Here is a 25,456-nt window from a genome sequence, read left to right on the forward strand (position 1 = left end):
AGAACTTTAATATACCATTATCTTCTTCATGTTTCACTAATTCGTGTCCGCCTGATTTAGCCCATGCAGGAAGATCATAAAATAAAAGGTATTATATAAAAATTTATCTGCTTAAAATAAAAAAGGGCCTTGAAATGGCCCAATTAGCATTGCTTATAGTATATCTATCCAGATTTTTATGGCTGTTGCCAAAATCAAAAAAGCGAGGATTACCTGGAGGATTTTTGTGTTTATTTTCTTTCCAGCCATCGCTCCCAGCGGTGATGCAATTAAGCTGGCAATGACCATAATCAATGCAGGCTCAAAATCTACTTGACCAGTTGTAATCTTACCGACCGTTGCACCGATTGAGGAAATGAATGTGATCGCCAAAGATGATGCAATCGTCATCCGGGTTGGAATTTTTAATACTACCAGCATGATTGGTACCAATAAAAAAGCACCAGCTGCACCTACGATACCTGAACCGACCCCAACAATCAAGGCAAGTGAGGCAGCCAGCCATTTATTAAATTTCACTTGATCAAGTGGAATATCATCAATTCCTTTTTTCGGAATAAACATCATGACCGCGGCAATCAAGGCTAATATCCCATAAACTAAATTTATGCTGCTTTCTGACATTAATCTGGAACCGTACCCTCCAACAAAGCTTCCGATGAGGATACTTGCGCCCATATAACCAATTAAGCTTTTGTTTAAATAACCCCCTTTCCTATAGGCCCAAACCCCGCCGATGGTGGCGAAAAACACCTGTACGGCACTTATCCCTGATACCTCATGCGCAGAGAACGCAGCTACTCCCAACAGTGGCGGAATATATAAAAGCATTGGGTATTTAATGATCGAACCGCCAATTCCCAGCATTCCCGAAATATAGGAACCAATAAAACCAATTAAGAAAATCGTAATGATAAAACCAAAATCCACGATGTTTCACCCCTTTAAAATAAGGGAACCGTACTTGGTCCCCTTATGACTATTTAACCTTTCTTAATCCAAAATTTAAGTGTGCCGTTCTCTTCTTCATGTTTCACTAATTCGTGTCCGCCTGATTTCGCCCAGGCAGTAAGATCGTTTTTTGCTCCTTTATCTGTTGCATGGATTTCCAGTATTTGCCCCGACTCCAAATCATTCATTGCTTTTCTTGTTTTTACGATTGGCATTGGGCAAGCCAATCCTTTTGCATCCAAGAATTTATTTGCTTCCATTTAAATCTCCTCCTAAAGTGTTAAATTTATCGAACTGCACAGCGATTTGGTCCAATTTCCATTTCACGTTGTTTTTCTTCATCAGGGTTTATTTTCCCCATATTCGTTTCACGGATTTCTTGATAAGCATTTGGCTGTGGCGGGAGATTTTCCGTCACAAGCTTACGGAATTCATTTTCATCTTCAATATTTAAGCCATGGTTTTTAGTAAACAGTGTACCAAGCTTTTCAGACACACTACCATCTTCGTTCAACTCTTCAATAATCATAAAGTGTGCTGGAAGAACAATCAGTTCCTCAGATAGCTCTCTGTAGCGTTTATATAAACTTTCGCGCAAATCACCGACCCAATCCTGTGCCAAACCAGCTAAATCCGGCCTTCCAATCGAGTCAATGAATAGGATATCGCCTGAAAGTAAGTACTTCTCATCCACAATAAATGAAGTGGAACCAATTGTATGACCAGGAGAGTAGAGTGCTTGAATATTAATTTTCACTGAACCAATCTCCACGTCATTGCCATCTTCCAAAGGCTGATAGGAAAATGTGACTTCCGTTGCATCCTTTGGTGGGAGCCAATAAGCAGCGCCAGTTTTTTCAGCAATACTTCTGCCGCCAGAAATATGGTCGGCATGTAAATGTGTATCAAATACATGGGTAATTTTTGCACCAATCTTGTTAGCAAATTCAAAGTATACATCTGTCATCCGAGTAGCATCAATGAGTGCCGCTTCTCCGTTTGAAACAACCATGTAGGACAGACATCCTTTACCAATGCGGACAAATTGGTATAGCTCTCCGCCATCTGTTAAATCCCCTACCTTAACTGGTTCTAAGTATTCACTCCAAGCCTTCATGCCGCCTTCAAGGTAGGAAACGGTTAACCCAACATCAGAAAGCATCTCCGCCACCATGACGGATGACCCTTCCTTTGCACAGACAACCAGAACATCCTGATCGGAAGGAATTTTCTCAAGAATCTCATCTACGCCATCAAGCAATTCAAAATACGGGATATTCAGATGTTCGACGTTTTCCCCTTCAATTTTCCAATCTTTAAAGTCACTTTCATTTCGGACATCCAGGATAAATAATTCTTGTTTATTAAATATCTTTTGTGTTACTTCTTTTGAACTCATAGCTTTCATAGTCATTTTTAAAATTACCCCCTAGAGTATATTTTATTTCAAAAAAATTTGTCTCATTATAACAGCGATAGAATGCCAGATGCTATTTCTTTAAATACCAGTGGTTTTTCCGGACCATTCACTCATACCTGGGACGACATTCACAACATTGGCGAAACCCTTCTCTACTAACTTTTGTGCAGCCATATCACTGCGGTTCCCTGTCCGACAGACGACAAAAATTTTGTCTTCGTTATTTAATTCCTCCATGCGGTTTTCCAATTCCCCCAAAGGAATGCAAATGGCATTTGGAATATGGTTAAACGCATATTCTGCAGCTTCTCTCACATCAAGAACAACGACCTTTTCATTGGCTTCTAGCTTGGCTTCAAGCTCATCATTAGTAATGACATGTGGATGCTTTTTTTCCAATGTCTCATTTTGGGAGGACTTTCGTAAATAGTGCTTTAAAACTTGACCTTCCTCCAAGGTGCCTAAATATTGATGCCCCGTACTTTCTGCCCATGCCTTCATATCGGCCTTTGAACCTTTGTCAGTTGCTTGCACCTCTAACACAAGACCAGCTTCCAAATCCTTCATTGCCTTTTTTGTTTTAACAATGGGCATTGGACATGCCAACCCTTTTGCATCCAGTATCACATTTGCCTTTATGTTTTCCATTGTATAACCTCCAATTATATACCAATACGGGTATATTTTTTGATAATATTTTACTCGACATTACCTTCCCAAGCCATCATGCCACCAGTCATATTTATGACATTGTAGCCATGATATTCAAGAAATTGTACTGCGCGGGCACTTCGGGCGCCTGAACGGCAAACGATAATATATTCCTTCGCCTTATCCAGTTCATGCATAAGGAACTCTAACAGTCCCAAGCGGATATTCTTTGCACCTGGAATTTTTCCGGTTTTAACCTCATCTACTTCACGCACATCAATGATATTTAATTCTTTGCCTTCAGCCAATGATGTTTCTACTTCTTTTGCACTTATTTCTCTCATTGTTCACTTTACCTCCTTCAAAATATGACCAGGCGGCATCACCACCGCCATTTATATTTAGGGGGCTTCCCCCTGTCAGTGATTAGATAAATAGGTTAACATTTCCATCTTGCGCATCCGCCAAATAAGCAGCAACACCTGCATACTCAATATTTTCCAATAATTCTTCTTTTTGCAGGCCTAATAAATCCATTGTCATGGTACATGCTACTAATTTAACGTCCTGCTCTTGGGCCATTTCAATTAATTGAGGAAGAGTCATCGCATTATGCTTCTTTATGACACCCTTAATCATTTTTGGCCCCATCCCAGCGAAATTCATCTTAGACAGCCCCATTTTATCTGCGCCTTTTGGCATCATTTTTGCAAACATTTTTTCCATAAACCCTTTTTGAACAGGAATATTTTCATCCTTTCTTAGGGCATTCAATCCCCAAAATGTATGAAAAATCGTGACCTCATGATCATAAGCAGCAGCGCCGTTTGCAATAATGTAGGCTGCCATTGCTTTATCGTAATCACCGCTAAATAAGATAATCGTTGTTTTCTTTTTCTCTGTCATTTTGTTACCTCCTGAATTGTATGTTTTATTTAAACCAATACGTGTATGGGTATTTTTAATTCCAAAAAAAAAAAAATATACTTAACATTATTACCCCCATGGGTATAATGTTAATAGCAAATGTTGTAGGTGTCAACTCTTTTTTATTGTTGACTTAAGCACACTTACTAACTTTAATAGAGGTATCAGTATCGTAAATAGTGTATCCAACTACACGAAATCCTTTTTTTCTTAACGAACGGATCCCCAAGTTTTTTTCAAGTGAACTTGAAGCAATAATATATATCTCACGGTTTGGAATCTCGGCAATGCTTCTGTTTAAATACGCAATCGGAATATTGACCGCCCCTTTTACAGGATCCTTGTAGGATATGTTAAAATCTCTAAGATCAATAATCACCCTGTTATCATAATCAAGATTATCCAAATTGATAAAAGGAATTCCCAAAACGGGGACATAACGTTTGTATATTAATATTGCATATAAAAATATTAAAATGGTCATTAAGCTGGTCATTTGTTCCTCCTTGAACTAAAGCTAATGTCATCGATAAGTTATATAATATACCCATATAGGTATATTGTCAATAAAAATTTTATTAAGATTAACGACAAAAGTAAGCTACTGTTCACCACTCGTTTATACCGCTCATAAATTATGGTAAACACCTAACCACATGTAAGAGTAACCTTCTATTGAAAAAAATAAAACATCCATTTATAATTCCTAGTATATATATAAGAATTTAAGGTTTTAGATTATTGAAAAGGAGCATGAGAAATGAGCCTGATAAAATGCCTTTTTACTGATAAATGTCCGATTTGCAATAAAGTCTTGGAGACAAATAACTCAAATTTTTTCAAAGCAACGATCATCAAAACTTGCCCTGACAATCATTATCAAAAAGAATTTCATCCTGCGTTGGAAACATACATTGAAAGCACCAACGTATCATAAAATTAACGGTCAGAATGGACATAGCTAATCGTAAGATGAGAAGAGCATGACTTTTTATTTTAGTCATGCTCTAAGCATTTGCTCTGTTTATTTCTTCTCGATCCAAAATTTTATCAAGCTTTTGTCTACTTCTGTATTTAGAATGGAGTGACCCGCATTAAATGACCATGCCGGCAGGTCATTTAATGCACCCTTATCTGTTACATGCAGCTCTAATACTTGGCCGCTATCCAAGGATTCAAGGCCTTTTTTTAATTTAATGATTGGCATTGGGCAAGTTAATCCGGTCACATCCACTACTGAATCGACCTTCAGTTCACTTGTATTTTCTACAACCGTTTCTCCAAGGTCGTTTGTTGACGTAGCAACATTTTTGTTTATATTGCTGCCGAATACAGATGAATAGGTTTTCCAGCCACCGTCAACGTTTTTCACTTTGAAGCCATTATTTTTCAAGATGCGGCTTGCCAAGTAGCCCCTTAAGCCCACCTGACAGCTGACATAAATGGTTTGATCCTTTGGAAGTTTTGACAATATGTTCCGCAAATCATTGAGTGGAATATTGATTGAGCCTTCGATAAAGCCAAATTCACGCTCCATAGGTTCTCGGACATCTATTAAAAGTCCTCCATCAGCCACGATTCCATCAATTTCATACCATTGCACGGCTTCCAGTTCACCTTCAATAATATTTGTAGCAACATAACCAGCCATGTTCACTGGGTCTTTTGCAGAAGAATATGGCGGTGCATAAGACAATTCCAGATTGGTCAAGTCTTCAACGGTTAAGCCACCTTTGATTGCTGTAGCAATGACGTCCATTCTCTTATCAGCGCCATCTGAACCAACCGCTTGGGCACCGAAGATTTTTCCGCTTTCTTTATTAAAAATCAATTTTAACGAGATAGGTGCGGCACCTGGGTAGTACCCTGCGTGTGAACTAGGGTGGATGTGTACAACTTCATATGGTACACCCAATCGCTTTAAAATTTTCTCGTTGTTGCCTGTCGCCGCAACAGTCAAATCGAATACTTTGGCAATGGACGTACCCAATGTTCCTTGATACTTTTCACGCTTACCCATCATGTTATTGGCAGCAATTCGGCCCTGACGGTTTGCCGGTCCTGCCAGCGGAATCATTACCTTTGAACCGCTAATATAATCAACAACCTCAATGGCATCTCCAACTGCATAGATATCTTCATTCGAAGTCTGCAGGTATTCGTTGACGATGATGCCACCACGCTCGCCTAACTCCAATCCTGCTGTTTTAGCCAATTCATTTTCAGGTCTGACACCGATTGAAAGGATGGTCATATCGGTGTCAATTTCCGTACCATCAGATAGGATTACTTTTTTGCCTTGATCGGTAAATGATTGGACGCCGTTTTCCAAAATAAGCTTCACGCCTTTTTCCTTTAAATGAGTATGCAGAATGCTGGCCATTTCGAAATCAATTGGCGCCATGATCTGGTCGGCCATTTCAACGATGGTCACTTCCACCCCTCTATCAACTAGGTTTTCAGCCATTTCGATGCCGATAAAACCGCCGCCAACAACTACTGCTTTTTTAGGATGCTTAGAATCAACATAGCTCTTAATTTTATCTGTATCAGGAATATTTCTTAATGTAAATAGTGACTGGTTTTCATTTAATCCTGGGATTGGCGGGACAATCGGCCTTGCCCCTGGTGATAACAACAATTTATCATAGGATTCTTCGTATACTTCACCTGTTTGCAAATTCTTGATTATCACAGTTTTCGTTTCTGGGATTATGCTCATTGCTTCACTTAAGTTGCGAATATCAAGATTAAAACGTTCCGACATACCCTTGACGGTTTGAACCAATAATTTGCTGCGGTCCTTAATTGTTTCACCGATATAATAAGGCAATCCGCAGTTCGCAAATGAAATATGCTCCCCTCGTTCGACCAGGATAATTTCCACGTCTTCACTGATTCTTCTCAATCTTGCTGCTGCAGTTGCACCACCGGCTACTCCACCGATAATAATAACTTTCTTAGTCATGACAATCCCTCCATTATTATATATAAATTTCACTTATAAACATTGTTATTTTAGATATACCCGTATGGGTTATATACCTATATGGGTATTATAAAACACCTGTAGATAATGTAAAGTAACATAGTATAGTTGTCACAAATTCTTCATAATCTTCAATTTTCATAAAAAAAGAGAGCTAAAAGCCCCCTAATTCCAAGCACTCATACCGCCTCTTACGTTCGTCACATTGTAACCTAATTTCTTCAATACCTTACTTGCTTTTTGGCTTCTCATTCCACTTTGACAGATCACAACTACGTCTTTTTGCTTTAAAAGTTCCTTCTCAGCTTTTTGCTCTAGCTGGTGGAGCGGAATGTTCTTGAAACCTCGTATATGGTTACCTTTATATTCTGCAGGAGTACGAACATCAACAAACTGTTTATTTTTATCTTGTAAAATAGATTTTAATTGCGTTGTTGTTATGTTAGTAACACCCTTTGTTGGCAATAATCGCTTGATGATAAAATAAAGAAACAAAGCAATAATAAGATAATTTAAGTAATCCATTGTAATCCTCCTTGTCCACTTATACCAATATAGGTATTTTTCACGCGTTTTCTGCTCACAAAAAAAGTGTGCCTTAAGTCTAAGCCACACCTTTCAAGTGACGGACATAAATTGTAATTCTAGCACAAAATTTTACCTTACTAATCCCATTACCTTGTCTGGGTCATATCCCAACACCCACTGACCGTTTACTTCAGTTTGGGGAACTCCCAACTGGCCGGTTGTTCTTACTAAACGAGCAGCGGCAGCCTGATCCTGTTGAACATTCACTTCTTTAAATGGAAGTCCTTGTTGAGCTAGAAAGTTTTTCATCATGACACAATAAGGACATGTATTTGTTGTATACACGGTAATTTGATTCATTTAACCCTCTCCTTTTTATAATTAATTAAATGTTTTAACAATCAGGTAAATGGCTCCTCCCAGGAGCCAGACTAGAGTTCCTGGTCATATTGGAATCGGTTGTTTTACCCGCTTCCCATCCTCAGAAACTTTTGGCCGGCTGATTCCTCAAGAACCAGTTGTACTGCGATCTTTGACTTGTCTTGATTCTTTACCCATGGTTTAGACCTCCCTCAACATTCTTACTTATCTTTTCTATAGTGATTATTATATACCCACCAGGGTATATTGTAAAGCGAAAAATTCCTGCTCTCTAAAGCTTTTCAAGAGAGCAGGCAATATATTGAAACTGAATACTGATTAGAAATTATACAAATTTCTTTCGTTCTTCTTCAATCATCGATGCGTAAACATCATCCAACTCATTTGAGTAGGTTTGCTCCTCGACTGGAGCCTCGAATTGATTTCGCTTCCATCTTTTTACAACATAATAGATAATGATAAACATAATAAAGATTAAAAGAAACGGGAGAACCCAGAGAACAAGATTAAAGCCTTTACCAGGCGGCGCATTTACCGCAAATACGCCTAGTTCATTTTTGTAGTAATCCAAGATTTCATCCTTCGACATTCCTTTATCAAAAAACATCCCGCCCACATCTTGATAATATTCCTGTTTTACCTGGCAGCTTGCAAGATCGTCATTACTATGCCCATCCATATAAAGCATGTCCACTGTCGCTTTAAATTCCGAATTGGTGTAGTCATAGCTTTGTTTAGCGGACTTTTCTTCTGCAACAGCATGGAGAGAACTTGAAAATAGCATAAAAACACATACCAATCCAAAAATACGTTTCAATGTAAAAACACCTCCATTCCTGCCATTTCATATACCCTATATAGTATATTATAACATGCACCTGTTTTATTTTTATGGCGATTTCATGACATATTAAGGCTGGAATATCGTTATTTAACAGGGGATCGTAATTAAAAATAAGGTCCCCCTGCCTACTTGACTCTCAACAGTTATGACACCACCATGTGCTTCAATAAATCCCTTTGCAATGGATAACCCCAGACCTGTGCCGCTTTCACTCCGCGTTCTAGAGGCATCCGCTTTATAAAAACGGTCAAAAATATGTGGAAGTTTCTCAGCGGGTATGCCCTTTCCAGTATCAGCAACTCGAATTAACAATAAATCTCCCTGTTGCTGAGCAGAAACCTCAACTATTCCTCCTAATGGTGTGTGTCGGAGCGCATTGCCAATCAAATTCACAAAGACTTGGGTCATTCTGTCTGTATCTATTCTAGGAGAACAGTTATTGGGTATATGATCATGACGAAGCATAATCCCCTTTTCTTCTGCCAGCCACTTAAAATGGTGGCACACTTTATCAATCAGCTCATTAATATTTACAGGTGCCAGATTTAACTTAAGTTTGCCAGCCTCCGCCAGACTTAACTGTTGCAAATCCTTTACCAATCGGCTTAATCGATATACTTCATCAGTCAGTTCAAGGATAGTTTCCTCCGTTGGAGCGGTGATCCCCTCTTGAATTGATTCCAGTTTTCCCTGAAGTATGGCCAATGGTGTCCTCAGTTCATGGGCCACATCTGCCACTAAAGACCGTCTAACCTCTTCATTTCGATTCAATTTCTTGATCATGTCATTAAATGCTTCGCTAAGTTCGTAAAACTCCCCTGTGGTTGAGATATTGATTTCATGAACTTTTTGTCCGTCGCCAATCTGTTTAATTCCACCCATTAGGACTTTTAATGGTTTAGAGATCTTTTTTGCGATGAAAATACTGGACAGGAGTGCCGCAATTGCTGCAAATAAGCCACTGATAAAAATTGCCGTATTGGATGATTGCATAAATTCTTTTTCTAGATTTTGAAGCTGCCGTTGATGAAGGACCAAAGTCCCGATTTTACCATGGTTTACGTTTAAAGAAATTTTCTTACCGGTTAAGTCATTTCCGTCTGTTCCGATTCTTGTGCCTGACGAGTCGCCAATCACCTTTCCATTCAGATCAAGAAGGAGCAGATCGTCACTCGACAGGGACATATTCATCATCATTCTTCGCATCATCATCCCATGTCCTTGGCCAGTTGTGGAATTATATTCAAAGAAAAGCTCCTGCACATCATCCCAAGACCCTGATTCGTCATAATAAGCTTCGAGGGATTGTTCCATCCGGAGCATAAAATTGTTTGTGTGCTGATCCAGATAGTTTTGGAACGTCGACCGGATGCTCGTTTGTAAAAAGAGTGACTGGCTTATCCCCATCAACAAAATTATCACAATAAAGGCAGCAATCAACTTCGTTTGCAATTTCATTTCTTATCACCGAAACGATATCCAATACCATATACCGTATGAATGTATTTCGGATGCGCCGGGTCTTTTTCTATTTTTTTTCGTAAATTGCTGACGTGGGTATCAATTGAACGTTCATAGTTTACATATTCCTCCCCCATTGCGCTATTCATCAATTGAAGGCGGCTATAGACGCGGCCTGGTTTTCTCGCGAGCGTGACCAGGATTTTATATTCAGTTGGAGTCAGATTCAATATTTCATCATTTAGCCTTGCTTCATAAGTAGATATGTTGATTGTAATTTCATCCCTTAGCAGAAGTTCATCTGCTTCAAGGATATCAGCGTTTGAGCTGCTCCTCCTCAAGACCGCTCTTATTCTGGCGGCCAGCTCCCGCAAACTGAATGGCTTGGTGATATAATCATCCGCTCCCATTTCAAGTCCCAGCAATTTGTCTATTTCCTCTGTTTTTGCCGTTAGCATGATGACAGGCACATGTTTATGTTTTAACCGAATTTCTCTTAATGCCTGAAGACCGTCTTTACGAGGCATCATAACATCCAATAGGATAAGATCCACTTTATCGTTGTCCATTATATCGACTGCTTCCACTCCGTCTGCTGCTTCAACCGTTTTGAACCCTTCATTTTCCAAAAAGGTTCTAACCATATCCCGGATTTTTATTTCATCATCCACAATAGCAATGATCTGATCCATTTTCTCAACCTCCTAGCTTGCTCATATTATAGTGGAAGAATCACCTCATCCCGGTATAAAAATATGACGACTTCGTTAAATCTTCAAAAAATCCTAAACTTGAAAAAACTCTGAAGCCTTGGCTCAGAGCTTTTTTTACAATTTCTATTAAATTTCCGAACCACTATTGGTTTGGGTTTGTTGGTTCCAATGACCGCCATAGCCCATACCTTTTCCGCTCCTGTGCATTGGTCCTGTAGTATTCCGTTCAATTGCTTGTTTCATCATGGCTGTCATATTTTCCAGCATGGAGTCCATTTGTTCTTGTGTAAGCTTTCCATCTTTGACAAGCTTTTCAAGATTTGCTTTTCTGGTCTCAATCATAACAGCTAAAAGCTGATCCACGCTGATTTCTTTGTCTTTTGCAAGATCTGCAACAGATTTCCCTTCATGACGGGCTGCTTGGAATTCTTCTGTTGTCATGCCAAGTGCTTCAGCAATTTCAGCGTTCATTGAACCCATCATACCCATACCTGCACCATGGTCCATCTGCCCTCCATTCATCGGGCAAGAATATCCAGCTTGTCCTTGTTGAGGAGATTTGTTCTCATTCGATGTTTGGACTACGGAAAACTTTTGACCATTTTCAGTTGCGGACATTTTCTCAATCGGAGAAAACATTGCACCTAGAGAAAAAAACCCGATAAAAGCACCTGCCGCCAAAACGTAATTCCATTTCATATAAATCCACTCCTTTTAAAAATTTGTAAGTTCACCTTACACTTTTAATTTACAGGGGGAATTTCCAGAATCTTTTTAGGAAATGTCAAGAACTTGTTAAGATTCGCTTATATTCATGAAAGTTTGAATTTTATTCAAATTTGCAAATTTAATACCTATACACCATCGGGTATAATTAAAACGAATTAAATACCGAAAGGAGGTGCACCCATGCTAAAAAGAAAATTTCTAATTCTTATATTTTCAATGATAGTCATCTCTATTATAGGAACCGGATGTTCTTCTAATGAGAATGAAAATGCCCTAAAGGATGAAAATGGAAAAACAGTACTCTTAGATAATAAGGAACAGCCGACATTACTATTTTTCTTCACTGGAATTGGCTGAGACTACTGTAAATCACAGCTGGTCGAGCTGCAAAAAAATACAAACTTATTTTCAAGTTTTCCTGGTGACATATATGCCATTAGTGCTGACACTTTAGAAAACCATAAGCAGTTAAAAAAGGAATTAAATCTTGATTTTCCGGTATTATCGGATGAATCGCTCCAAATGATTGAAAAAGCAGGCCTAAAAGATCCAGAAGAGCCTACAAAATCAATGCGCGGTTTCGTAATTCTTGATAATAAAGGGGAAGTTATCGAGGCACAGCAAATCGATCCGTTTGGAGAAGCAGCAGCGGATATTATCAACTATGCAGCTGAAAAAGTGGGGCAATAAAACTAAAAAAAAGGGGCTTAAGCAGGCCCCTTTTTTATCGGCTTTTTACTAATAAATTAACGGCCTCTTTTACTAAATCTTCCATGCTTTCGCCTTTTTCCTCTGCTTTTTGAACGCAATTAACCAAATTGGAACTGACGATTACTCCGATCGTCCGGTCAATGGCAGTTCTCGCTGCTGAGAGCTGGGTAATGACATCTTTACATTCTTTGTCCTCTTCCATCATTCTCAAGATTCCCCGTAGCTGGCCCTCAATCCGCTTCACTCTATTTTTTATTTGATCATTATAATCCATATATCCATCCGCCCTCCTTTAAAACAGTACTGATACGATTTATATTATACCCATAAGGGTATACTGTCAATACTATTCCAATTCGATAATCTATCAATATTTTATCTCAAAATAAATTATATCAAACACACCGACTATTACCAAGTAAAATCATAGGAATTGTTAGTATAAGCATTTTATTCTCAAATTATGAACAATCTGGGTATTTTTCTCAAAAAAAAAATGACAAAATGTAAAGGTTCTTACATTTTGTCATTCACTATTGCAAAACTCAGAAAAAATGTTTATTGCTCCAATTCATAGGTCCACGTATTCATTCCACCGGTCATGTTATAGACCTGGGTAAACCCATTGTTAGTTAAGATGTCACTGGCTTGAACCGATCGGTTGCCACTGCGGCATACCACCAAATAGGCAGTATCCTTATCTAACTCATCTAGGGAACCATCTAAAATTTGAACTGGGATTAACGTAGCACCAGGAATATGCCCTTGTTGGAATTCCTCTGGTGTCCTAACATCCAATACAGTAACTTCTTTTTTATCGATCAATTTTTTTGCCTCTTCCTGGGAAACATTTTTGTATCCGGCGTTTCCACAAGCGCCCACCATAAGGAGCATTAATAGTGCCAACACCATTGATGTTTTTTTCAATTTCTCCACCTCATCTAAAATGACATCAATTATAACTTCATTATATACCTATGCCGGTATTTGAGGCGGTGAAAACTTTTTGAACAATTTCATGATGTACCAGGAAGTTACGATTTTTTGTACTATTCATTCATTTGAACCTACATTGCCTTTTTGGTCTAATTCAGTAAAGCTCTTTACCAGTTAAAAAAAAATGAATAAAACAATCTCATTTTCCTATAATATGCATTTACTATCCTGAGAGGAGGATGGAAAATGGGTGAAACAATTTTTCATGAATTTGCAAAGGAACACTTAAAAGAAGAGGTTAATGTAGTAACAACACATGGGAATTTTGAGGGAAGGCTGCTTAAGGTAGGCACCGATGCCATCGTATTATTAAATCGGGCTGTTCATCGTCCGGTCAAGGTTTTAATCCGAAAAGAAGAAATAGTGGCCTTGTATCGCTCGGAAATGGCTCCGCGGGGGCCGTTTGGCTTTATGCCGCCTGGGCCTGAATTTGAAGACTTCAGTGAAAGTCATGACCAACACTTCAGCGAAAGTCACGATCACAATTAACTGACTAAAAAAATAGCTTGAAAATACATGTTTGTCTATACGTCGCTGTACCTCCAATCATATTTTGTAATAAAGATATGGAGGTGATATGAATGAGCGGCGGTGGCGGATACGGAGCTGGAGCAGGTTTTGCTCTAATTGTTGTTCTATTTATTCTGTTGATCATCGTAGGTGCTAGCTTCATGGGCGGCTATTGGTATTAATGGAAAAATTATGAAATAATAAACCGCGATTTGGTTTAATTTCATAATGGACAGTCATGGTTCAAACCATGGCTGTTTTTATTTTTCATGGATGAACTGTCTGCGAACCTTGTGTGTTAAAATGAATATTAACTTGGGTTCGGGAGGATTTGGAATGAAAATACATACCCAGCAATTCCCTTTAATAGAAAAACTCACCTCATTACAAGAGGTATTTTGGTTTAACTCCCAAATAAAAAATGCTAATGAGGGAATGGCTGAATCCCCGCTAACTTACGCTGATGTGAAGGCTGCAGAGGAACGGTTAAAGCGCTTTGCTCCCTATATCTTGAAAGTTTTTCCGGAAACTCTTGCTGATGGCGGTATGATTGAATCGCCGTTAGTGGACCTACAGAATATGAAGTTGTTAATGAAGAAGGATTACGGTCAGCAAATCTTGGGTCAATTATTGCTAAAATGTGACTCTCATCTACCAATCTCCGGTTCGATTAAAGCGAGAGGCGGGATTTATGAAGTTCTCAAGCAGGCGGAACAACTGGCGCTGCAGCATCGAATGCTTACCCTTGAGGACAATTATTCGATTCTTGACAGCGAAAGGTTTCGTTCCTTTTTCTCGCAGTATTCCATCGCTGTTGGTTCCACGGGTAATCTTGGCTTAAGTATTGGCATCATCAGCGCAAAATTGGGGTTTAACGTTACGGTCCATATGTCTGCCGATGCCAAGCAATGGAAAAAGGATTTGCTACGCAGTAAGGGAGTTAACGTTATTGAATATGCAGCCGATTATAGCAAAGCGGTTGAAGAAGGACGCCGTCAGGCCGAGACCGACCCTAACTGTCATTTCGTTGACGACGAAAATTCACGTGACTTGTTTTTAGGCTATGCGGTAGCGGCTTTCCGTTTAAAAAAGCAATTGGAGTCTTCGGGTATGTTGGTGGATGGAGATCACCCGTTATTCGTTTACCTTCCCTGTGGAGTCGGCGGCGGTCCCGGAGGTGTGGCATTTGGCCTTAAACTCGTGTTTGGGGTTCATGTACACTGTTTCTTTGCCGAACCGACTCACTCCCCTTGCATGCTGCTCGGTATGATGACGGGGTTGCACGACCAAATCTCCGTCGGGGATATCGGAATCGATAATGTAACCGACGCAGATGGTCTGGCGGTCGGCCGGCCATCTGGATTTGTAGGGAAAGTCATGGAACCGTTGTTATCAGGGATCTATACCATTAGCGACGAGCAAATGTATAAGCTGTTGAAGGATTTGGCAGATTCGGAGAGAATATATCTTGAACCGTCAGCATTAGCCGGGATGTTGGGACCTGTAAATCTAAAACAATACGGAACTGGGTATCTTGAAAAGTCTGAATTACTGAATAAAATGGATTGCAGCACACACATTGTCTGGGCAACCGGCGGCAGTATGGTGCCGAAAGAAATTTTAGCGGAGTATTACCAAAAAGGAAATATATCATAATCTTGACCCCGCCTTTAATGGAGGCGGGGCTGAATAAGTAAGGCAAATTATTTTATTAAACCAAACTGCATTGTCAGATCTTCAATTTTTGAAGCCTTTGTGGAATCATGTTCATCCCCTTTTAAAAACTTGGTGCACATCACGATTGCATCCAAAATATGGGGGCCTTTATACCGATGTACATTTGCAATTAAAATTAATAAAGCAGAATCATTCAAACATAATTCTGCTTTGTTATTTTATTATTTTTGTTTGCTAGCCCACTTGCTCAAGTCTTTCCCCGACAATGCTTCCTCTAGCAGCTCCGGCAATCGCTCCGGCGTACAGCCAAAGCAGGGAATGCCCATGCCTGCCAGCCTTCTTGCATTATTTTCGTCATAACTCGGGATCCCTTTATCCGAGAGTGCCAGCAATGCGATGACCTGGACACCTGACTCGCGCATCTCTTTCATCCTGCGTAGCATCCCTGCCTGATTGCCGCCCTCATATAAATCGGAAATCAAGATAAAGATGGTTTTTGCCGGGTCGGTAATGAACGGCTCGCAGTAAGCAAGCGATTTATTAATATCTGTGCCGCCGCCAAGTTGGATCCCGAACAGCATATCAACCGGGTCGTCCTTGCATTTTTCCGATAAATCCACCACTTCTGTATCAAAAGCGATGACGTGAGTCTCCAGCGCCGGAATACTAGCAAAGATGGATCCGATAATCGAAGCATAAATGACCGAAGACGCCATTGAGCCGCTTTGGTCGATATCCAATATGATGTTCCACTGGCCATTTTTTCGTTTTTGGTCGAAAAAATAAAACCGCTCGGGAATGATTATTTTTCGCTTCGTATCATAATGTTTCAGGTTCCGCTGAATCGTATATTTCCAATCAATGCTCTTTGCCCCGCTTGGCAGCATCGTTCGTTTCTTTCGATTAATCGCCCCGCGCACCGCCTGCTCTACCTGATTTTCAAGCCGCAGTTTAATTTCCTCGATAACAGCCCTGACCAATTCACGGGCAGTATCCTTGGTCCGTTCGGGAATTTTTCCTTTTAATGTCATCAGGGTTGCCACCATTTCAATACTTGGTTTGACATTTCTTAAAGTCTCAGGTTCGAACAATAGCTGGGTAAGCCCTTTTTTTTCAATCGCATCTCCTTGGATAACGGAAACGACATCCTCCGGAAAAAAGCTGCGCACATCGCCAAGCCATTTTGTTAAATGGTAGCCGCCTGATTGCCCTAATCCCGCACTTTTGTCTTGATCGTAAATGGCGGAAAGAGCTTCATCCATTAACCGTTCTTCTTCTGACAAAAGCGATTCGCCACCATTCCGACCGGCAAATTGCACTTCTGCCGCCGTTCCAAGAACCAAACGCCAACGTTTCATTTTTTCCTTCATATCCATCGCTAGAAATCTCCAAAATCGAATTCATTCAATTCATTGAGGACGGTTTCCTCCGCCTCGGTCAAGGCATCGTTCAAAAACTCACTCACTTCAAGCTCGTCAAAGCCCCAAATACTCCCCAGCACTTCTGCTATCTTTGAACGGTCAGCAGCTGTAAAATGGTAGAAAGAACGCCGCAGGAATACGAGAGCGCGTCGGAATTCTTCGTCACTCAAGGTAACGAGATATTGATCCATGTTCTCCCACAAATAGCTCCGCGATAGCAAAGCGTACTTATTACTCATGCATAGCCCCTCAAACCAGCCCGATCCTATATCTGCGGGAATACCCGGAGACAGTCTTCTTGACACTTCTTCCTCTAGGGCGCCTGAAGTGATTTTACTTTTTTCAAGCAACAGCCCGCAGCTATAGCCGGATAACAGCGGGTTCAAATCATCACGCAGATATAGTTCTGACAACGTTTCAAACCATAATTTTTCATCCACATGCTCATAAAGCTCCTGGGCCGTTTCATTCATTTGGCTAATCGCCTTCATGATTGCTTTAGCCCGTTCATCATCACAGCCGGAAGCAGGAATCAGCAACAGCGTTCCACGCAAAAACAGGCGCTCCACAAGCGGAATTAACATCGTAGTATCCAATCGTTTGACATCGCCAAATTGAATAATCCGGCTCAGCTCGCCAATCGCCTCGGCCGTCTCGACAATATCGGCGGCATCAGTACTGAGCATCGCGACCGTCTGCCGTGCCGATTCCATCATTTCCATCATGCCGCATGCATGGCTGAGACGAACGACGCGGGCCGCATCGGCAACATTTTGGCAGGCGTTCAGTTTTTCCTTCAATTGATAAGCCGCAGCAAGCTCAATCGTCTCCCCTAACAGGGTGGACTCTACCAGTTGAATCTCAACCTCAGGATGATAGCGCACATTCCAATGCTCGGCCCAGGAAGCATGCTCCTGGCGAAAATGAACTGGCAGAGCAAACTGAATGCCGAGAACTCCAAGCTGATGGAAAAAGAACGAACGATTCAAATCTAGAAAAGCCGCTTCCTTGCTTTTTACACGGCGATTTTCCCGCAAATCCAATACAATCTGGTTTTGGATATTGGTCCGATATTTTTCTAGCTTCAAAGTCTTTAATCTTCGAAGAAAATCATCTTGGATCGGAGTTTGGGAAACCCCATCCGGAAGCTCGCCAATCTCCGATCCAATTTCCGATCTTGTGCATGAATCTGCAAGTGTAGAAAAATGGCCATGACCAAGACAAACGGTCGCCGCATCACGCAGGTCCCTCAACGTGGCCGAGCTCTGGCGAAATGACGCAAGCGCGGCAGCAAGCCTTGTCGCTTCGATTACTTCTGCTGTGGACCGATTGGTGCCCGACTCACGAAGATCGGAAACGATTTTACTAAGGTAATAGGAAGGCAGTTTGGCGATATCCCCCGCCTTCATACATTCCCATAGCATGTGGAAGTAGGCTGGGGCATGGTTTCCGGCCCCGTACCCCGACTGGAACGACAATTTATAGTTGGAATAGGGCATTAACGTAAATGCAACCTCTCTTTTGGGCAGGGCAGCAACATCTACTCGTAATTCCGCGTCTGACAAAAGTGCCGGCACATGATAGGCACCCGTAATCACGACCACTTTTTCCGGCTTATGCCCCTCATGAATGATACGGTCAATTTGCAACTTCATGTAGGCTTCCCTCAGGTAATGATACTCCCGCTCAGGTGCTGAATCATTTTCCTCCTCCAATTCCCGCAATTCATAGGCAAAGGTATTCATGGCCTTAGTAAAGCTCTCAAGAGAACGAATTTGTTCAAAGGTTCTTTCCCAGTAAGTTTCATAATCAGCTTCACCCGAGAGGTTGGCGATGGTTTCATAAATATTAACAGGCGCTTCCGAGGACCCTACCGCTCTTTTTTCACGGAAATTAATCGAAATACTGCTTGGTATATCAATAAATTCAACGTGGGCCCGGTGGTTTGCACCCCATAGCATCGCCCGGTATTCAGGCGAATATTCAGCCAATGGATACAGGATCGACTCAACCGGAAGTTCCTGGGTATAAGCCATCATTGCAATCGGCGGTCTTGTTTTTGCCTTGACGATGTCTGGAATTAATCCGGACATATCGGAAGGCCCCTCGATTAATACCGCTGTTGGTTGAATATCATTTAAAAACGCCTCCAAATAATAGGCTGCCGCCGGCGACAGGTGCCTGACGCCAAAAACATGGGGCTTCATCGCTGGTTCAGCTCACTGCAGGCAATGTACAATTTACGCCACTCAACGCCACGTTTTTTCATGACATTTTCCAGGTATTCCTTCCAGACCAGGTGGTCTTTACTTTCATCCTTGACCACGGTTCCCTGCAAGCCGGCGGCAATGTCACCTTCCGTAATTTGTCCAGTGCCGAAGCTGCCGGAAAGCGCCATGCTGTTTGTCAGCATAGAAATTGCCTCAGCGGTTGAAATCACTCCACTTGGCGGCTTGATTTTTTCTTTGCGGTCAAGGCTCATCCCGGACCGCAGTTCTCGAAAAATCGTCACGACCTTTTCAACCAGTTCATGGGCAGGAGGCTCTGCCTGCAGGTTATGCTGTGCCGAAAGCTCCTCAACACGTTTTCTGACAATGTTCATTTCCATTTCCATATCTGCCGGAGTTGGCAGAACGATGATATTAAAGCGCCGTTTTAAAGCGGCAGACATCTCATTGACACCTCGGTCTCGGGTATTGGCTGTGCCGATGACGGAAAACCCTCTAACGGCTGAAACATCCTCATCAAGCTCCGGAATCGAGAGTGATTTTTCCGATAGAATCGAAATCAACGCATCCTGGACTTCGGAGGCACAACGTGAAATCTCCTCGAACCTGGCAATGGTTCCCGACTCCATTGCCCGAAAAATTGGACTTTTTACTAGCGCTTCCCGTGTCGGGCCATTAGCGAGGAGCATCGCATAATTCCAGGAATATTTCACTTGATCCTCGGTTGTGCCCGCTGTTCCCTGAATGATTTTTCCGGAATCAGCATGAATCCCTGCAGCCAGCAATTCTGATAACATTGATTTGGCTGTACCTGGTTCGCCAATCAGCAGCAGGGCCCGATCGGTCATTAGCGAAGCAATGGCCATTTCAATCAGGCGCTTATTCCCAATATATTTTGGTGTTATGTTCATGGCCCCAGCTTTTCCCCCAGCAATAAAGGTTAACACCGCTCGCGGTGACAGCTTCCACCCTGCCGGCACATGTCTGCTGTCATGCTTTTTCAATTCATGTAGCTCCTCTTCATAGAGCTTTTCTGCAGGCAAACGCAAAACTTCAACCATTAATTTTCCTCCTTCGAATAAAGGTAGCGGAGAATTTCATTTAGTTTATTTCTTAAAACTGGGTGTTGTATTTCTCTCTCCCCGACTCGTTGGATCTCGGGTATATATTTTTTAGGCATAAACATGAACAGCCCCAAATTATCAGCGATTCGGCTATGGTGGAATTGGACGGATTTCATATTTTCGTCCGTTTTCTTCAATATATCAATTAAAATATCAAAGACATACTCATACCCGATTTGAACCAGCGATGTCATGACACCCATGCCGCGTTTGCTTGAAAAATAAGGGTTCAACGACAGCTTGTCCAACAGATAGTTAAGATGTTTTTTGCTTGTAACGCGGTTCGGCAGTCTATAAACAAGCTCCTCTTCATCCAAATCCATCAAGACATCGACCCAGCGATTGTCCCATTCCACTCCTACAAGAGGATGCTCGATCACTGGGTTATCGCCGTAACCCCGATATTGTCCCTGCTGAAACTTTTCATCAAATGCCCTCAACTCCGGCCGGAAGTAGATAAAGTTGTCCATTGTAGCGAAAATCAACTGGCCGCGGGTGTCCTTCCTTGTTTGTCTCGCATATTTGGAGTACTGTTCAAATACCTTCTCTTTGGACCGAATGTAAAGGGTGGCCTGAAGGGATAAATCGGTAACATTTTCACGTTGGGGCAAGAGATGGACCGACTCGACATATTCCAACATTTCCGGTCCCTCATAAAGTAAAGTGACGACAGCCAGTCTTGCCAATTGACCAGGAATTTCAGGAGTTTCGATGAACTCCCGTAAAAATTCCATGGCATCTTGACTTGGTAGCGGCCTAAAGCAATACAAGGCGGGATAAAGCTTTTTAACTGTTAATTCATTTTTGTTAGCTTGAAAATCCATAAACAAGCCCTTGACATAGACCAATAAAGCTTCTTTTAATCTAGCAGATCCGTCTCTGCAAAGGTGAATCACGACATCATGGTCTTTGCCTTCTAAAGCCTTGATTAAAAACTGCACCGCCGCTGCGCTATCCCGTTTCACCAGTGATTCATATGCCGCTTTTCGTGTTTCCGGTTTTTTGGCGTTTGCATATTGGAGCAATACCTCTTCCGCATCATCATAGGGATATAAAATCTCCAGTGCGGCAATCCGAAGCTGTTCCGCCCCCTTCTCCACACACTCTATGTAAAAACGCAGTCCTTCTTCTTTTAAAATCTCGCTGATGACCCTTAACCGTCTTCCATCAGCTTTTTTCCCTTTTATATTAAATTGTGACTGAATCATCGGCAAAACCGCCTTGCCATATTGGGGCAATACCTTTTCCGCGACAAAATCAGCCAGCTGGCTATTGCTGTCCCCTAGTGCAGAAATCAGCGGCTGTATCAAACGAAGGTCGTTTAATTTTCCCTCGTGAAAGGCACGCTGTATGACTTCGGTCCGACCGGAACCTTTTGAAGTCAACGCTTCTAAAATGGGCTTTAATTTTTGATAGCCCATGTCAGCAGGAAATTCATGATGAAGTGCACTCGTGGCCATCTCGCCCTCAATTCCTGTTTTTCCCATCGTATACATCACTGACGTAAGCAGCTCAGAAAGTTCCAATAGCCCATTTTGCGTGGAATCACTGCTGTCAGCCAGCGTTTCGGTTAAATGTGCCAGTTTTGCAAAAACAGGAGCCTTTTCTCCAAGTTTGGCCAGTGCGGGCACCTTTTTTTTCAAACTGACATCACCTGTTGCCAGGTCGCTTCCTGCTATCATCAATCGTTTAACGTCATTATATAAATCATGTAAAATTGGCAGACTCATCGTATTCTCCTCTTTTAACCCAATAAACGGATGATCCGGGTTGGTGTAATAATTGATAACGGTTTCCCAGCCAAGACACCTGTTTCAAGATTATGACAGAACCTGAGGAGCGCGGCGCCATTTTCTAAATCCCGTTTAGACAGCAATTCCAAAAGCATGATCAGTTCCTTGCTGTTAGAATCCCCGTCCGTCAGTGTCAACCTTGCGCCATCCTGGCCTTCGAGCACCCAATTTCCGTTTACTTGTCCAATTTTTGAAAAACAAACCAATACGGCCGGATGTTTGTCAGCAAGCGGCAGCCTTATTTGTCCGCGAACCTGCTTCAACACTTCTGCAAGATTTTGTTTCGCAAGCGAGATGATCTGTTGGGTGTCCGGCATCTCACCAAGCTTATATTCCTCCCAACGCACTCTATGGTTGCCTTCACCAGGATAAAGGAATAGTTCTTTTGTGCTTACTTTTGAAAAAACAGTGTCCTCTTCTTTCATTTGTTTAGCCGCACGGAAAGGGCGGTAATTTTTGCTGCAATAAATTTCCCCATCTTTCAAATCAAGCCAAATTCCCTCATCGATAAATTCCTTGCGCGCTTCGCTCGTGATTGTTGAGAAGGACAACTGGGTCAATTTCACATTTGATTTTAGCATATGAAGTTCCCTCAGCTCGGAAAGCTGCCAAATATGGCCTAATCTTTCCTCAATGCTTGTTTTCGTATCGGGAGTTAACTCGGGATCTTCCAACCGCTTAGATAAATGTTCACGGCCCTTTTTGCAGCTAGAATACAAGATTTGTATTTTATTAAAAGCGGCAGAAAACAGCTCCTCCTCTGGAAGCTTAAGCTGCCATAGAATAATGAATTCACGGAGTTCATTCTGGAGTTCCTTCAAATAATAATTGCCAAGCTGCTTGGCAGTATCATCAAGCCCCTTCAACTTTTTTGGATCGATTGCAGCCAATCCCGACCGGACAATCTGTTGTAGTTGTCTTTCTAGGACATCGATGCCCTCCAATTGCGTTTTCAGCTTTTTCGCTAATGCCGATTTGTTGACTTTACGCGGGCTTTTGCTCTGTTCTTTCTTTTTTTCCTGCCGCGCGGCGGCTTTGGTTCGTTTGTCCTGAAGGTCCTCCGGGAGTGGAGCAGTCGTAAACTTTGCCCCTGTTACAAAGCTGTACATTAACCCGAGAGAATGTTTACATGGAAACTGACGGCTTGGACAACTGCAACGGGCTACAGGTGCCTCATTGATCAAATCGACGGATGTCAAATAATGATTCTTTCCGCTTCCCGCGCATTCGCCAAACAGTACGGAACCATCTTCACTTATATTCAGAGTGACAAACTGCTTTTTCTTCACCAGACCCCAGCCGTTTTTAATAGCAGAGGCATTTGGAGCCAAGGAATCGACAAATTCTTCTGTTAATTTTGCCATCTATTCTCCCCCACAAAATGAATGCGTTAGCCCTATTATACTAGATGGTATGGGCCTAATTGTACATATTTTTACAATATTTGTGATATTTATGTTCGTTTGCTTTTGGGAAAAATACAGAAAAAAGGTACATGCATAGGCATGTACCATATTAGGACAGCTATCTAGACAAAAAACAGCAACAGCCATAAGTATAAACAAATCAATGTGAAGATGAGTGTAGGCGGAATGACAATGAGGGTTACTTTTATATAGTCAAGCCATGATATGAAAATTTTATTCCTTTTTAGGATATGCATCCAAATTAACGTGGCTAAAGTGCCGATTGGAAGGATCAATGAGCCAATATCGCTGCCAATGATATTAGCCAAGTAAACAGTCTTCATGATGAGCGGTTCGAGACCCATTTCCGTTAAGGCCATTGTGGAAACCATCAAGGCTGGGTGATTGTTAAAAATATTGGAGAGGAACGCGGTAATCATCCCCATCGTAAGGCTCGCATGCAATAAACTATCATTAACCAATTTCCTTAAGTGAGCTATTAGCAGTTCCGTCAAGCCGATATTGTGTAGTCCGTAAATAATGACATACATCGCAAAGGCGAATACAAGAATATGCCAAGGGATTTTTCGGACGACATCTTTTGGATTCTTTTTCAATTGGATCCAGCGCCAAATTAATAGTATGATTGACCCAAGAACAGCCACCAATGATACAGATATCCCAATGTACGAAGCGATGAACAGACTGATTCTGACCAGAAACACAAATATCAGCATGCTAATCATTAGCTTCTTTTGCTGGTTAAAAAGGTTTTCATTGTTTTTCTTCAGGGGGTGATAAGGGCTTTTTTGCAGCGTTATCGAAAACGAGTGGACTCGAATGGATTGGGGAATGTCCTTTTTAAAAACAATATACAGCAGGCATGATAAAAAGAATAAACCGATTACCCCGGGAACAAACATCATTTCGGTTTGGAGGTATAAATCCATTCCGATAATTTTTAAAGCAATCAGATTGACAATATTGCTGACGCCGATGGGAGCGCTTGATGCAGTTGCAATCAAGGCCCCGCTTAATAGGTACGGAATCATTTGCCTATTTTTTAAGCCCAAATGCTTTAAGATTAGAATTAGGATAGGCGTGGTAATTAAAATGCTGCCGTCGTTATTGAAGAACAACGTCATCAAAAAGCAGAGTAATAAAGTATACCAATATAACTGATTCCCAGAGCCCTTTGATAGTTTCAACATCAGGGCCGCAGTCCAGCTAAAAAAGGCAAAACTCTCTAAAACAATCGCCATGACAATCGTCGCGATAATGGTGATAGCGGCTCCTGTAACCTTGGAACTTATATCTAACAAATCTGTGAATGATACGCTGCCGCTCAGGAAAACAATGATGGCTCCTAAAGTTGCCGGTATGGCCTCGTTCATATTTTTTGGCCGGATAAAAATCATAATCATAGTAAGTATAAAAGCAAATATTGTAATGATCATCGTTGTTTGATGATACATAAAAATGAAATTACTCCCTTCATAAGCTCTAATTTATCTTCTTGTTCTTGGTCTATAGTACGTGCTTTCTGAAGGGCTTGAACTAAACGAATATCTCGGTTTTTTATAAATCAGCGAAAAACTAGATAATTATTACTAGTTTTTTGCCCATTTATTTTCTATTAGACTGGTACTGTTATCTTTATGAATACAATGGCCCTAAAAAGGAAAAACCGATACGTATCATGTATCGGTTTTTTGGCCTCCATTGCCTTTGGAGGGGATATTGACTACTTCTTTCCCTTGTGTTGTTTCTGACCCTTAGTGCCTTTGCTGCCTTTTGAACCTTTGCTGCCTTTGGTCCCTCCACCCTTGGAGCCCTTGCTTCCCTTGGTGCCTCCACCTTTGGAGCCCTTGCTGCCTTTGCTTCCCTTGGTGCCTCCGCCTTTGCTGCCCTTGCTTCCCTTGGTGCCTCCGCCTTTGGAGCCTTTGCTTCCCTTGGTGCCTCCACCTTTGGAGCCCTTGCTTCCCTTGGTGCCTCC

27 protein-coding genes and 1 pseudogene are annotated in these 25,456 nt (G+C 41.5%); 5 read left to right on the top strand and 23 right to left on the bottom strand.

All coding sequences use genetic code 11. The features are described 5' to 3' along the window. Positions 1 to 153 precede the first annotated feature (153 nt). The 14 genes from AR334_RS03385 to AR334_RS03450 form a co-directional block, all read right to left on the bottom strand. The gene (locus AR334_RS03385) at positions 154 to 930 is read right to left on the bottom strand and encodes a sulfite exporter TauE/SafE family protein (RefSeq protein ID WP_066304900.1); all 777 of its coding nucleotides are present in this window, start codon (positions 928 to 930) and stop codon (positions 154 to 156) included. A 53-nt stretch (positions 931 to 983) separates the two neighbouring features. Further along, entirely contained in the window at positions 984 to 1,211 is a 228-nt protein-coding gene (locus AR334_RS03390) for a sulfurtransferase TusA family protein (RefSeq protein ID WP_066304901.1), read from the bottom strand. A gap of 26 nt (positions 1,212 to 1,237) precedes the next feature. Continuing rightward, on the bottom strand, positions 1,238 to 2,365 hold the full coding sequence (locus AR334_RS03395) for an MBL fold metallo-hydrolase (protein WP_066304903.1): 1,128 nt from the start codon (positions 2,363 to 2,365) through the stop codon (positions 1,238 to 1,240). A gap of 84 nt (positions 2,366 to 2,449) precedes the next feature. Next, positions 2,450 to 3,019 carry a sulfurtransferase TusA family protein gene (locus AR334_RS03400; RefSeq protein ID WP_066304906.1) on the bottom strand — a complete coding sequence of 190 codons (570 nt, stop codon included), beginning with the start codon at positions 3,017 to 3,019 and terminating at the stop codon, positions 2,450 to 2,452. 50 nt (positions 3,020 to 3,069) lie between these two features. Beyond that, positions 3,070 to 3,366 carry a rhodanese-like domain-containing protein gene (locus AR334_RS03405; RefSeq protein ID WP_066304908.1) on the bottom strand — a complete coding sequence of 99 codons (297 nt, stop codon included), beginning with the start codon at positions 3,364 to 3,366 and terminating at the stop codon, positions 3,070 to 3,072. An 82-nt stretch (positions 3,367 to 3,448) separates the two neighbouring features. Beyond that, a complete protein-coding gene (locus AR334_RS03410) occupies positions 3,449 to 3,928 on the bottom strand; it encodes a DsrE/DsrF/DrsH-like family protein (protein ID WP_066304913.1) in 480 nt (159 codons plus the stop codon). Positions 3,929 to 4,082: 154 nt separating this feature from the next. Next, complete coding sequence (locus AR334_RS03415; protein ID WP_253701171.1) at positions 4,083 to 4,445, bottom strand: hypothetical protein; 363 nt, start codon at positions 4,443 to 4,445, stop codon at positions 4,083 to 4,085. Positions 4,446 to 4,973: 528 nt separating this feature from the next. After that, positions 4,974 to 6,917 carry an FAD-dependent oxidoreductase gene (locus AR334_RS03420; RefSeq protein ID WP_066304915.1) on the bottom strand — a complete coding sequence of 648 codons (1,944 nt, stop codon included), beginning with the start codon at positions 6,915 to 6,917 and terminating at the stop codon, positions 4,974 to 4,976. Between the two features lie 186 nt (positions 6,918 to 7,103). Next, positions 7,104 to 7,463 (bottom strand): rhodanese-like domain-containing protein, encoded by a 360-nt coding sequence (locus tag AR334_RS03425; protein ID WP_066304916.1) that lies wholly within the window; start codon positions 7,461 to 7,463, stop codon positions 7,104 to 7,106. 132 nt (positions 7,464 to 7,595) lie between these two features. Continuing rightward, a complete protein-coding gene (locus AR334_RS03430) occupies positions 7,596 to 7,826 on the bottom strand; it encodes a glutaredoxin family protein (RefSeq protein WP_066304917.1) in 231 nt (76 codons plus the stop codon). A gap of 346 nt (positions 7,827 to 8,172) precedes the next feature. Continuing rightward, on the bottom strand, positions 8,173 to 8,664 hold the full coding sequence (locus AR334_RS03435) for a cytochrome c-type biogenesis protein CcmH (protein WP_066304922.1): 492 nt from the start codon (positions 8,662 to 8,664) through the stop codon (positions 8,173 to 8,175). Between the two features lie 114 nt (positions 8,665 to 8,778). Then, on the bottom strand, positions 8,779 to 10,149 hold the full coding sequence (locus tag AR334_RS03440) for an ATP-binding protein (RefSeq protein WP_066304923.1): 1,371 nt from the start codon (positions 10,147 to 10,149) through the stop codon (positions 8,779 to 8,781). Then, entirely contained in the window at positions 10,146 to 10,844 is a 699-nt protein-coding gene (locus AR334_RS03445) for a response regulator transcription factor (protein ID WP_066304924.1), read from the bottom strand. The genes AR334_RS03440 and AR334_RS03445 overlap by 4 nt, the downstream gene beginning before the upstream one ends. Before the next feature lie 147 nt (positions 10,845 to 10,991). After that, complete coding sequence (locus AR334_RS03450; protein ID WP_066304928.1) at positions 10,992 to 11,564, bottom strand: DUF2680 domain-containing protein; 573 nt, start codon at positions 11,562 to 11,564, stop codon at positions 10,992 to 10,994. Between the two features lie 210 nt (positions 11,565 to 11,774). On the opposite strand from AR334_RS03450, the gene AR334_RS29345 reads away from it, so the two are divergent. Next, complete coding sequence (locus AR334_RS29345) at positions 11,775 to 11,951, top strand: hypothetical protein (protein WP_156431159.1); 177 nt, start codon at positions 11,775 to 11,777, stop codon at positions 11,949 to 11,951. Positions 11,952 to 11,966: 15 nt separating this feature from the next. Continuing rightward, positions 11,967 to 12,284 (top strand): annotated as a pseudogene (locus AR334_RS28675) (redoxin domain-containing protein); the annotation flags it as partial. 34 nt (positions 12,285 to 12,318) lie between these two features. Here AR334_RS28675 and AR334_RS03455 read toward each other — a convergent pair. Together AR334_RS03455 and AR334_RS03460 are read right to left on the bottom strand one after the other, a co-directional pair. After that, positions 12,319 to 12,579 (bottom strand): metal-sensitive transcriptional regulator, encoded by a 261-nt coding sequence (locus AR334_RS03455; RefSeq protein WP_066304931.1) that lies wholly within the window; start codon positions 12,577 to 12,579, stop codon positions 12,319 to 12,321. Positions 12,580 to 12,863: 284 nt separating this feature from the next. Next, on the bottom strand, positions 12,864 to 13,232 hold the full coding sequence (locus AR334_RS03460; RefSeq protein ID WP_066304932.1) for a rhodanese-like domain-containing protein: 369 nt from the start codon (positions 13,230 to 13,232) through the stop codon (positions 12,864 to 12,866). Positions 13,233 to 13,487: 255 nt separating this feature from the next. Here AR334_RS03460 and AR334_RS03465 point away from each other — a divergent pair, with 255 nt between their 5' ends. The 3 genes from AR334_RS03465 to AR334_RS03470 all read left to right on the top strand — a co-directional run bounded on the left by AR334_RS03465 (position 13,488) and on the right by AR334_RS03470 (position 15,467). Further along, on the top strand, positions 13,488 to 13,790 hold the full coding sequence (locus tag AR334_RS03465) for a hypothetical protein (protein ID WP_066304934.1): 303 nt from the start codon (positions 13,488 to 13,490) through the stop codon (positions 13,788 to 13,790). Positions 13,791 to 13,882: 92 nt separating this feature from the next. After that, positions 13,883 to 13,993, top strand: coding sequence for a YjcZ family sporulation protein (locus AR334_RS28680; protein WP_082692766.1), 111 nt, complete (start codon positions 13,883 to 13,885; stop codon positions 13,991 to 13,993). A gap of 154 nt (positions 13,994 to 14,147) precedes the next feature. Beyond that, on the top strand, positions 14,148 to 15,467 hold the full coding sequence (locus AR334_RS03470) for a D-serine ammonia-lyase (RefSeq protein ID WP_066304935.1): 1,320 nt from the start codon (positions 14,148 to 14,150) through the stop codon (positions 15,465 to 15,467). Positions 15,468 to 15,709: 242 nt separating this feature from the next. Here the strand turns inward: AR334_RS03470 and AR334_RS03475 are convergent, their stop codons facing one another. From AR334_RS03475 to AR334_RS30100, 7 genes are all read right to left on the bottom strand, one after another. Then, positions 15,710 to 16,864, bottom strand: coding sequence for a VWA domain-containing protein (locus AR334_RS03475; protein WP_066304939.1), 1,155 nt, complete (start codon positions 16,862 to 16,864; stop codon positions 15,710 to 15,712). Between the two features lie 2 nt (positions 16,865 to 16,866). Next, positions 16,867 to 19,116: a DUF5682 family protein gene (locus tag AR334_RS03480; RefSeq protein WP_066304942.1), complete on the bottom strand. Its 2,250-nt coding sequence runs from the start codon at positions 19,114 to 19,116 to the stop codon at positions 16,867 to 16,869. After that, positions 19,113 to 20,198: an AAA family ATPase gene (locus AR334_RS03485; protein ID WP_066304944.1), complete on the bottom strand. Its 1,086-nt coding sequence runs from the start codon at positions 20,196 to 20,198 to the stop codon at positions 19,113 to 19,115. Before AR334_RS03485 ends, AR334_RS03480 begins: the two co-directional genes overlap by 4 nt. Then, positions 20,198 to 21,991, bottom strand: a complete 1,794-nt coding sequence (locus AR334_RS03490; RefSeq protein WP_066304945.1) for a HEAT repeat domain-containing protein — start codon at positions 21,989 to 21,991, stop codon at positions 20,198 to 20,200. Before AR334_RS03490 ends, AR334_RS03485 begins: the two co-directional genes overlap by 1 nt. Before the next feature lie 14 nt (positions 21,992 to 22,005). Beyond that, on the bottom strand, positions 22,006 to 23,418 hold the full coding sequence (locus tag AR334_RS03495; RefSeq protein WP_066304949.1) for an SWIM zinc finger family protein: 1,413 nt from the start codon (positions 23,416 to 23,418) through the stop codon (positions 22,006 to 22,008). A gap of 164 nt (positions 23,419 to 23,582) precedes the next feature. After that, on the bottom strand, positions 23,583 to 24,935 hold the full coding sequence (locus AR334_RS03500; RefSeq protein ID WP_066304950.1) for an arsenic transporter: 1,353 nt from the start codon (positions 24,933 to 24,935) through the stop codon (positions 23,583 to 23,585). A gap of 181 nt (positions 24,936 to 25,116) precedes the next feature. Beyond that, positions 25,117 to 25,456: hypothetical protein (locus AR334_RS30100; protein WP_216638004.1), on the bottom strand; the 340-nt coding region annotated here is incomplete at its 5' end.

Origin of the sequence: Bacillus sp. FJAT-29814, assembly GCF_001510715.1 — a bacterium.
Classification (GTDB): Bacteria; Bacillota; Bacilli; order Bacillales; family Cytobacillaceae; genus Neobacillus.

What these genes read in the sequence shown, in the direction of transcription:
- AR334_RS03440 (WP_066304923.1), bottom strand. Translation starts at nt 10,149, where the DNA reads ATGAAATTGCAAACGAAGTTGATTGCTGCCTTTATTGTGATAATTTTG.
- AR334_RS03500 (WP_066304950.1), bottom strand. Translation starts at nt 24,935, where the DNA reads ATGTATCATCAAACAACGATGATCATTACAATATTTGCTTTTATACTT.
- AR334_RS03485 (WP_066304944.1), bottom strand. Translation starts at nt 20,198, where the DNA reads ATGGTTGAAGTTTTGCGTTTGCCTGCAGAAAAGCTCTATGAAGAGGAG.
- AR334_RS03405 (WP_066304908.1), bottom strand. Translation starts at nt 3,366, where the DNA reads ATGAGAGAAATAAGTGCAAAAGAAGTAGAAACATCATTGGCTGAAGGC.
- AR334_RS03455 (WP_066304931.1), bottom strand. Translation starts at nt 12,579, where the DNA reads ATGGATTATAATGATCAAATAAAAAATAGAGTGAAGCGGATTGAGGGC.
- AR334_RS03450 (WP_066304928.1), bottom strand. Translation starts at nt 11,564, where the DNA reads ATGAAATGGAATTACGTTTTGGCGGCAGGTGCTTTTATCGGGTTTTTT.
- AR334_RS03475 (WP_066304939.1), bottom strand. Translation starts at nt 16,864, where the DNA reads ATGGATATGAAGGAAAAAATGAAACGTTGGCGTTTGGTTCTTGGAACG.
- AR334_RS03415 (WP_253701171.1), bottom strand. Translation starts at nt 4,445, where the DNA reads ATGACCAGCTTAATGACCATTTTAATATTTTTATATGCAATATTAATA.
- AR334_RS03470 (WP_066304935.1), top strand. Translation starts at nt 14,148, where the DNA reads ATGAAAATACATACCCAGCAATTCCCTTTAATAGAAAAACTCACCTCA.
- AR334_RS03395 (WP_066304903.1), bottom strand. Translation starts at nt 2,365, where the DNA reads ATGACTATGAAAGCTATGAGTTCAAAAGAAGTAACACAAAAGATATTT.
- AR334_RS03445 (WP_066304924.1), bottom strand. Translation starts at nt 10,844, where the DNA reads ATGGATCAGATCATTGCTATTGTGGATGATGAAATAAAAATCCGGGAT.
- AR334_RS03400 (WP_066304906.1), bottom strand. Translation starts at nt 3,019, where the DNA reads ATGGAAAACATAAAGGCAAATGTGATACTGGATGCAAAAGGGTTGGCA.
- AR334_RS28680 (WP_082692766.1), top strand. Translation starts at nt 13,883, where the DNA reads ATGAGCGGCGGTGGCGGATACGGAGCTGGAGCAGGTTTTGCTCTAATT.
- AR334_RS03390 (WP_066304901.1), bottom strand. Translation starts at nt 1,211, where the DNA reads ATGGAAGCAAATAAATTCTTGGATGCAAAAGGATTGGCTTGCCCAATG.
- AR334_RS03465 (WP_066304934.1), top strand. Translation starts at nt 13,488, where the DNA reads ATGGGTGAAACAATTTTTCATGAATTTGCAAAGGAACACTTAAAAGAA.
- AR334_RS03490 (WP_066304945.1), bottom strand. Translation starts at nt 21,991, where the DNA reads ATGAGTCTGCCAATTTTACATGATTTATATAATGACGTTAAACGATTG.
- AR334_RS03410 (WP_066304913.1), bottom strand. Translation starts at nt 3,928, where the DNA reads ATGACAGAGAAAAAGAAAACAACGATTATCTTATTTAGCGGTGATTAC.
- AR334_RS03495 (WP_066304949.1), bottom strand. Translation starts at nt 23,418, where the DNA reads ATGGCAAAATTAACAGAAGAATTTGTCGATTCCTTGGCTCCAAATGCC.
- AR334_RS03430 (WP_066304917.1), bottom strand. Translation starts at nt 7,826, where the DNA reads ATGAATCAAATTACCGTGTATACAACAAATACATGTCCTTATTGTGTC.
- AR334_RS03480 (WP_066304942.1), bottom strand. Translation starts at nt 19,116, where the DNA reads ATGAAGCCCCATGTTTTTGGCGTCAGGCACCTGTCGCCGGCGGCAGCC.
- AR334_RS29345 (WP_156431159.1), top strand. Translation starts at nt 11,775, where the DNA reads ATGCTAAAAAGAAAATTTCTAATTCTTATATTTTCAATGATAGTCATC.
- AR334_RS03420 (WP_066304915.1), bottom strand. Translation starts at nt 6,917, where the DNA reads ATGACTAAGAAAGTTATTATTATCGGTGGAGTAGCCGGTGGTGCAACT.
- AR334_RS03425 (WP_066304916.1), bottom strand. Translation starts at nt 7,463, where the DNA reads ATGGATTACTTAAATTATCTTATTATTGCTTTGTTTCTTTATTTTATC.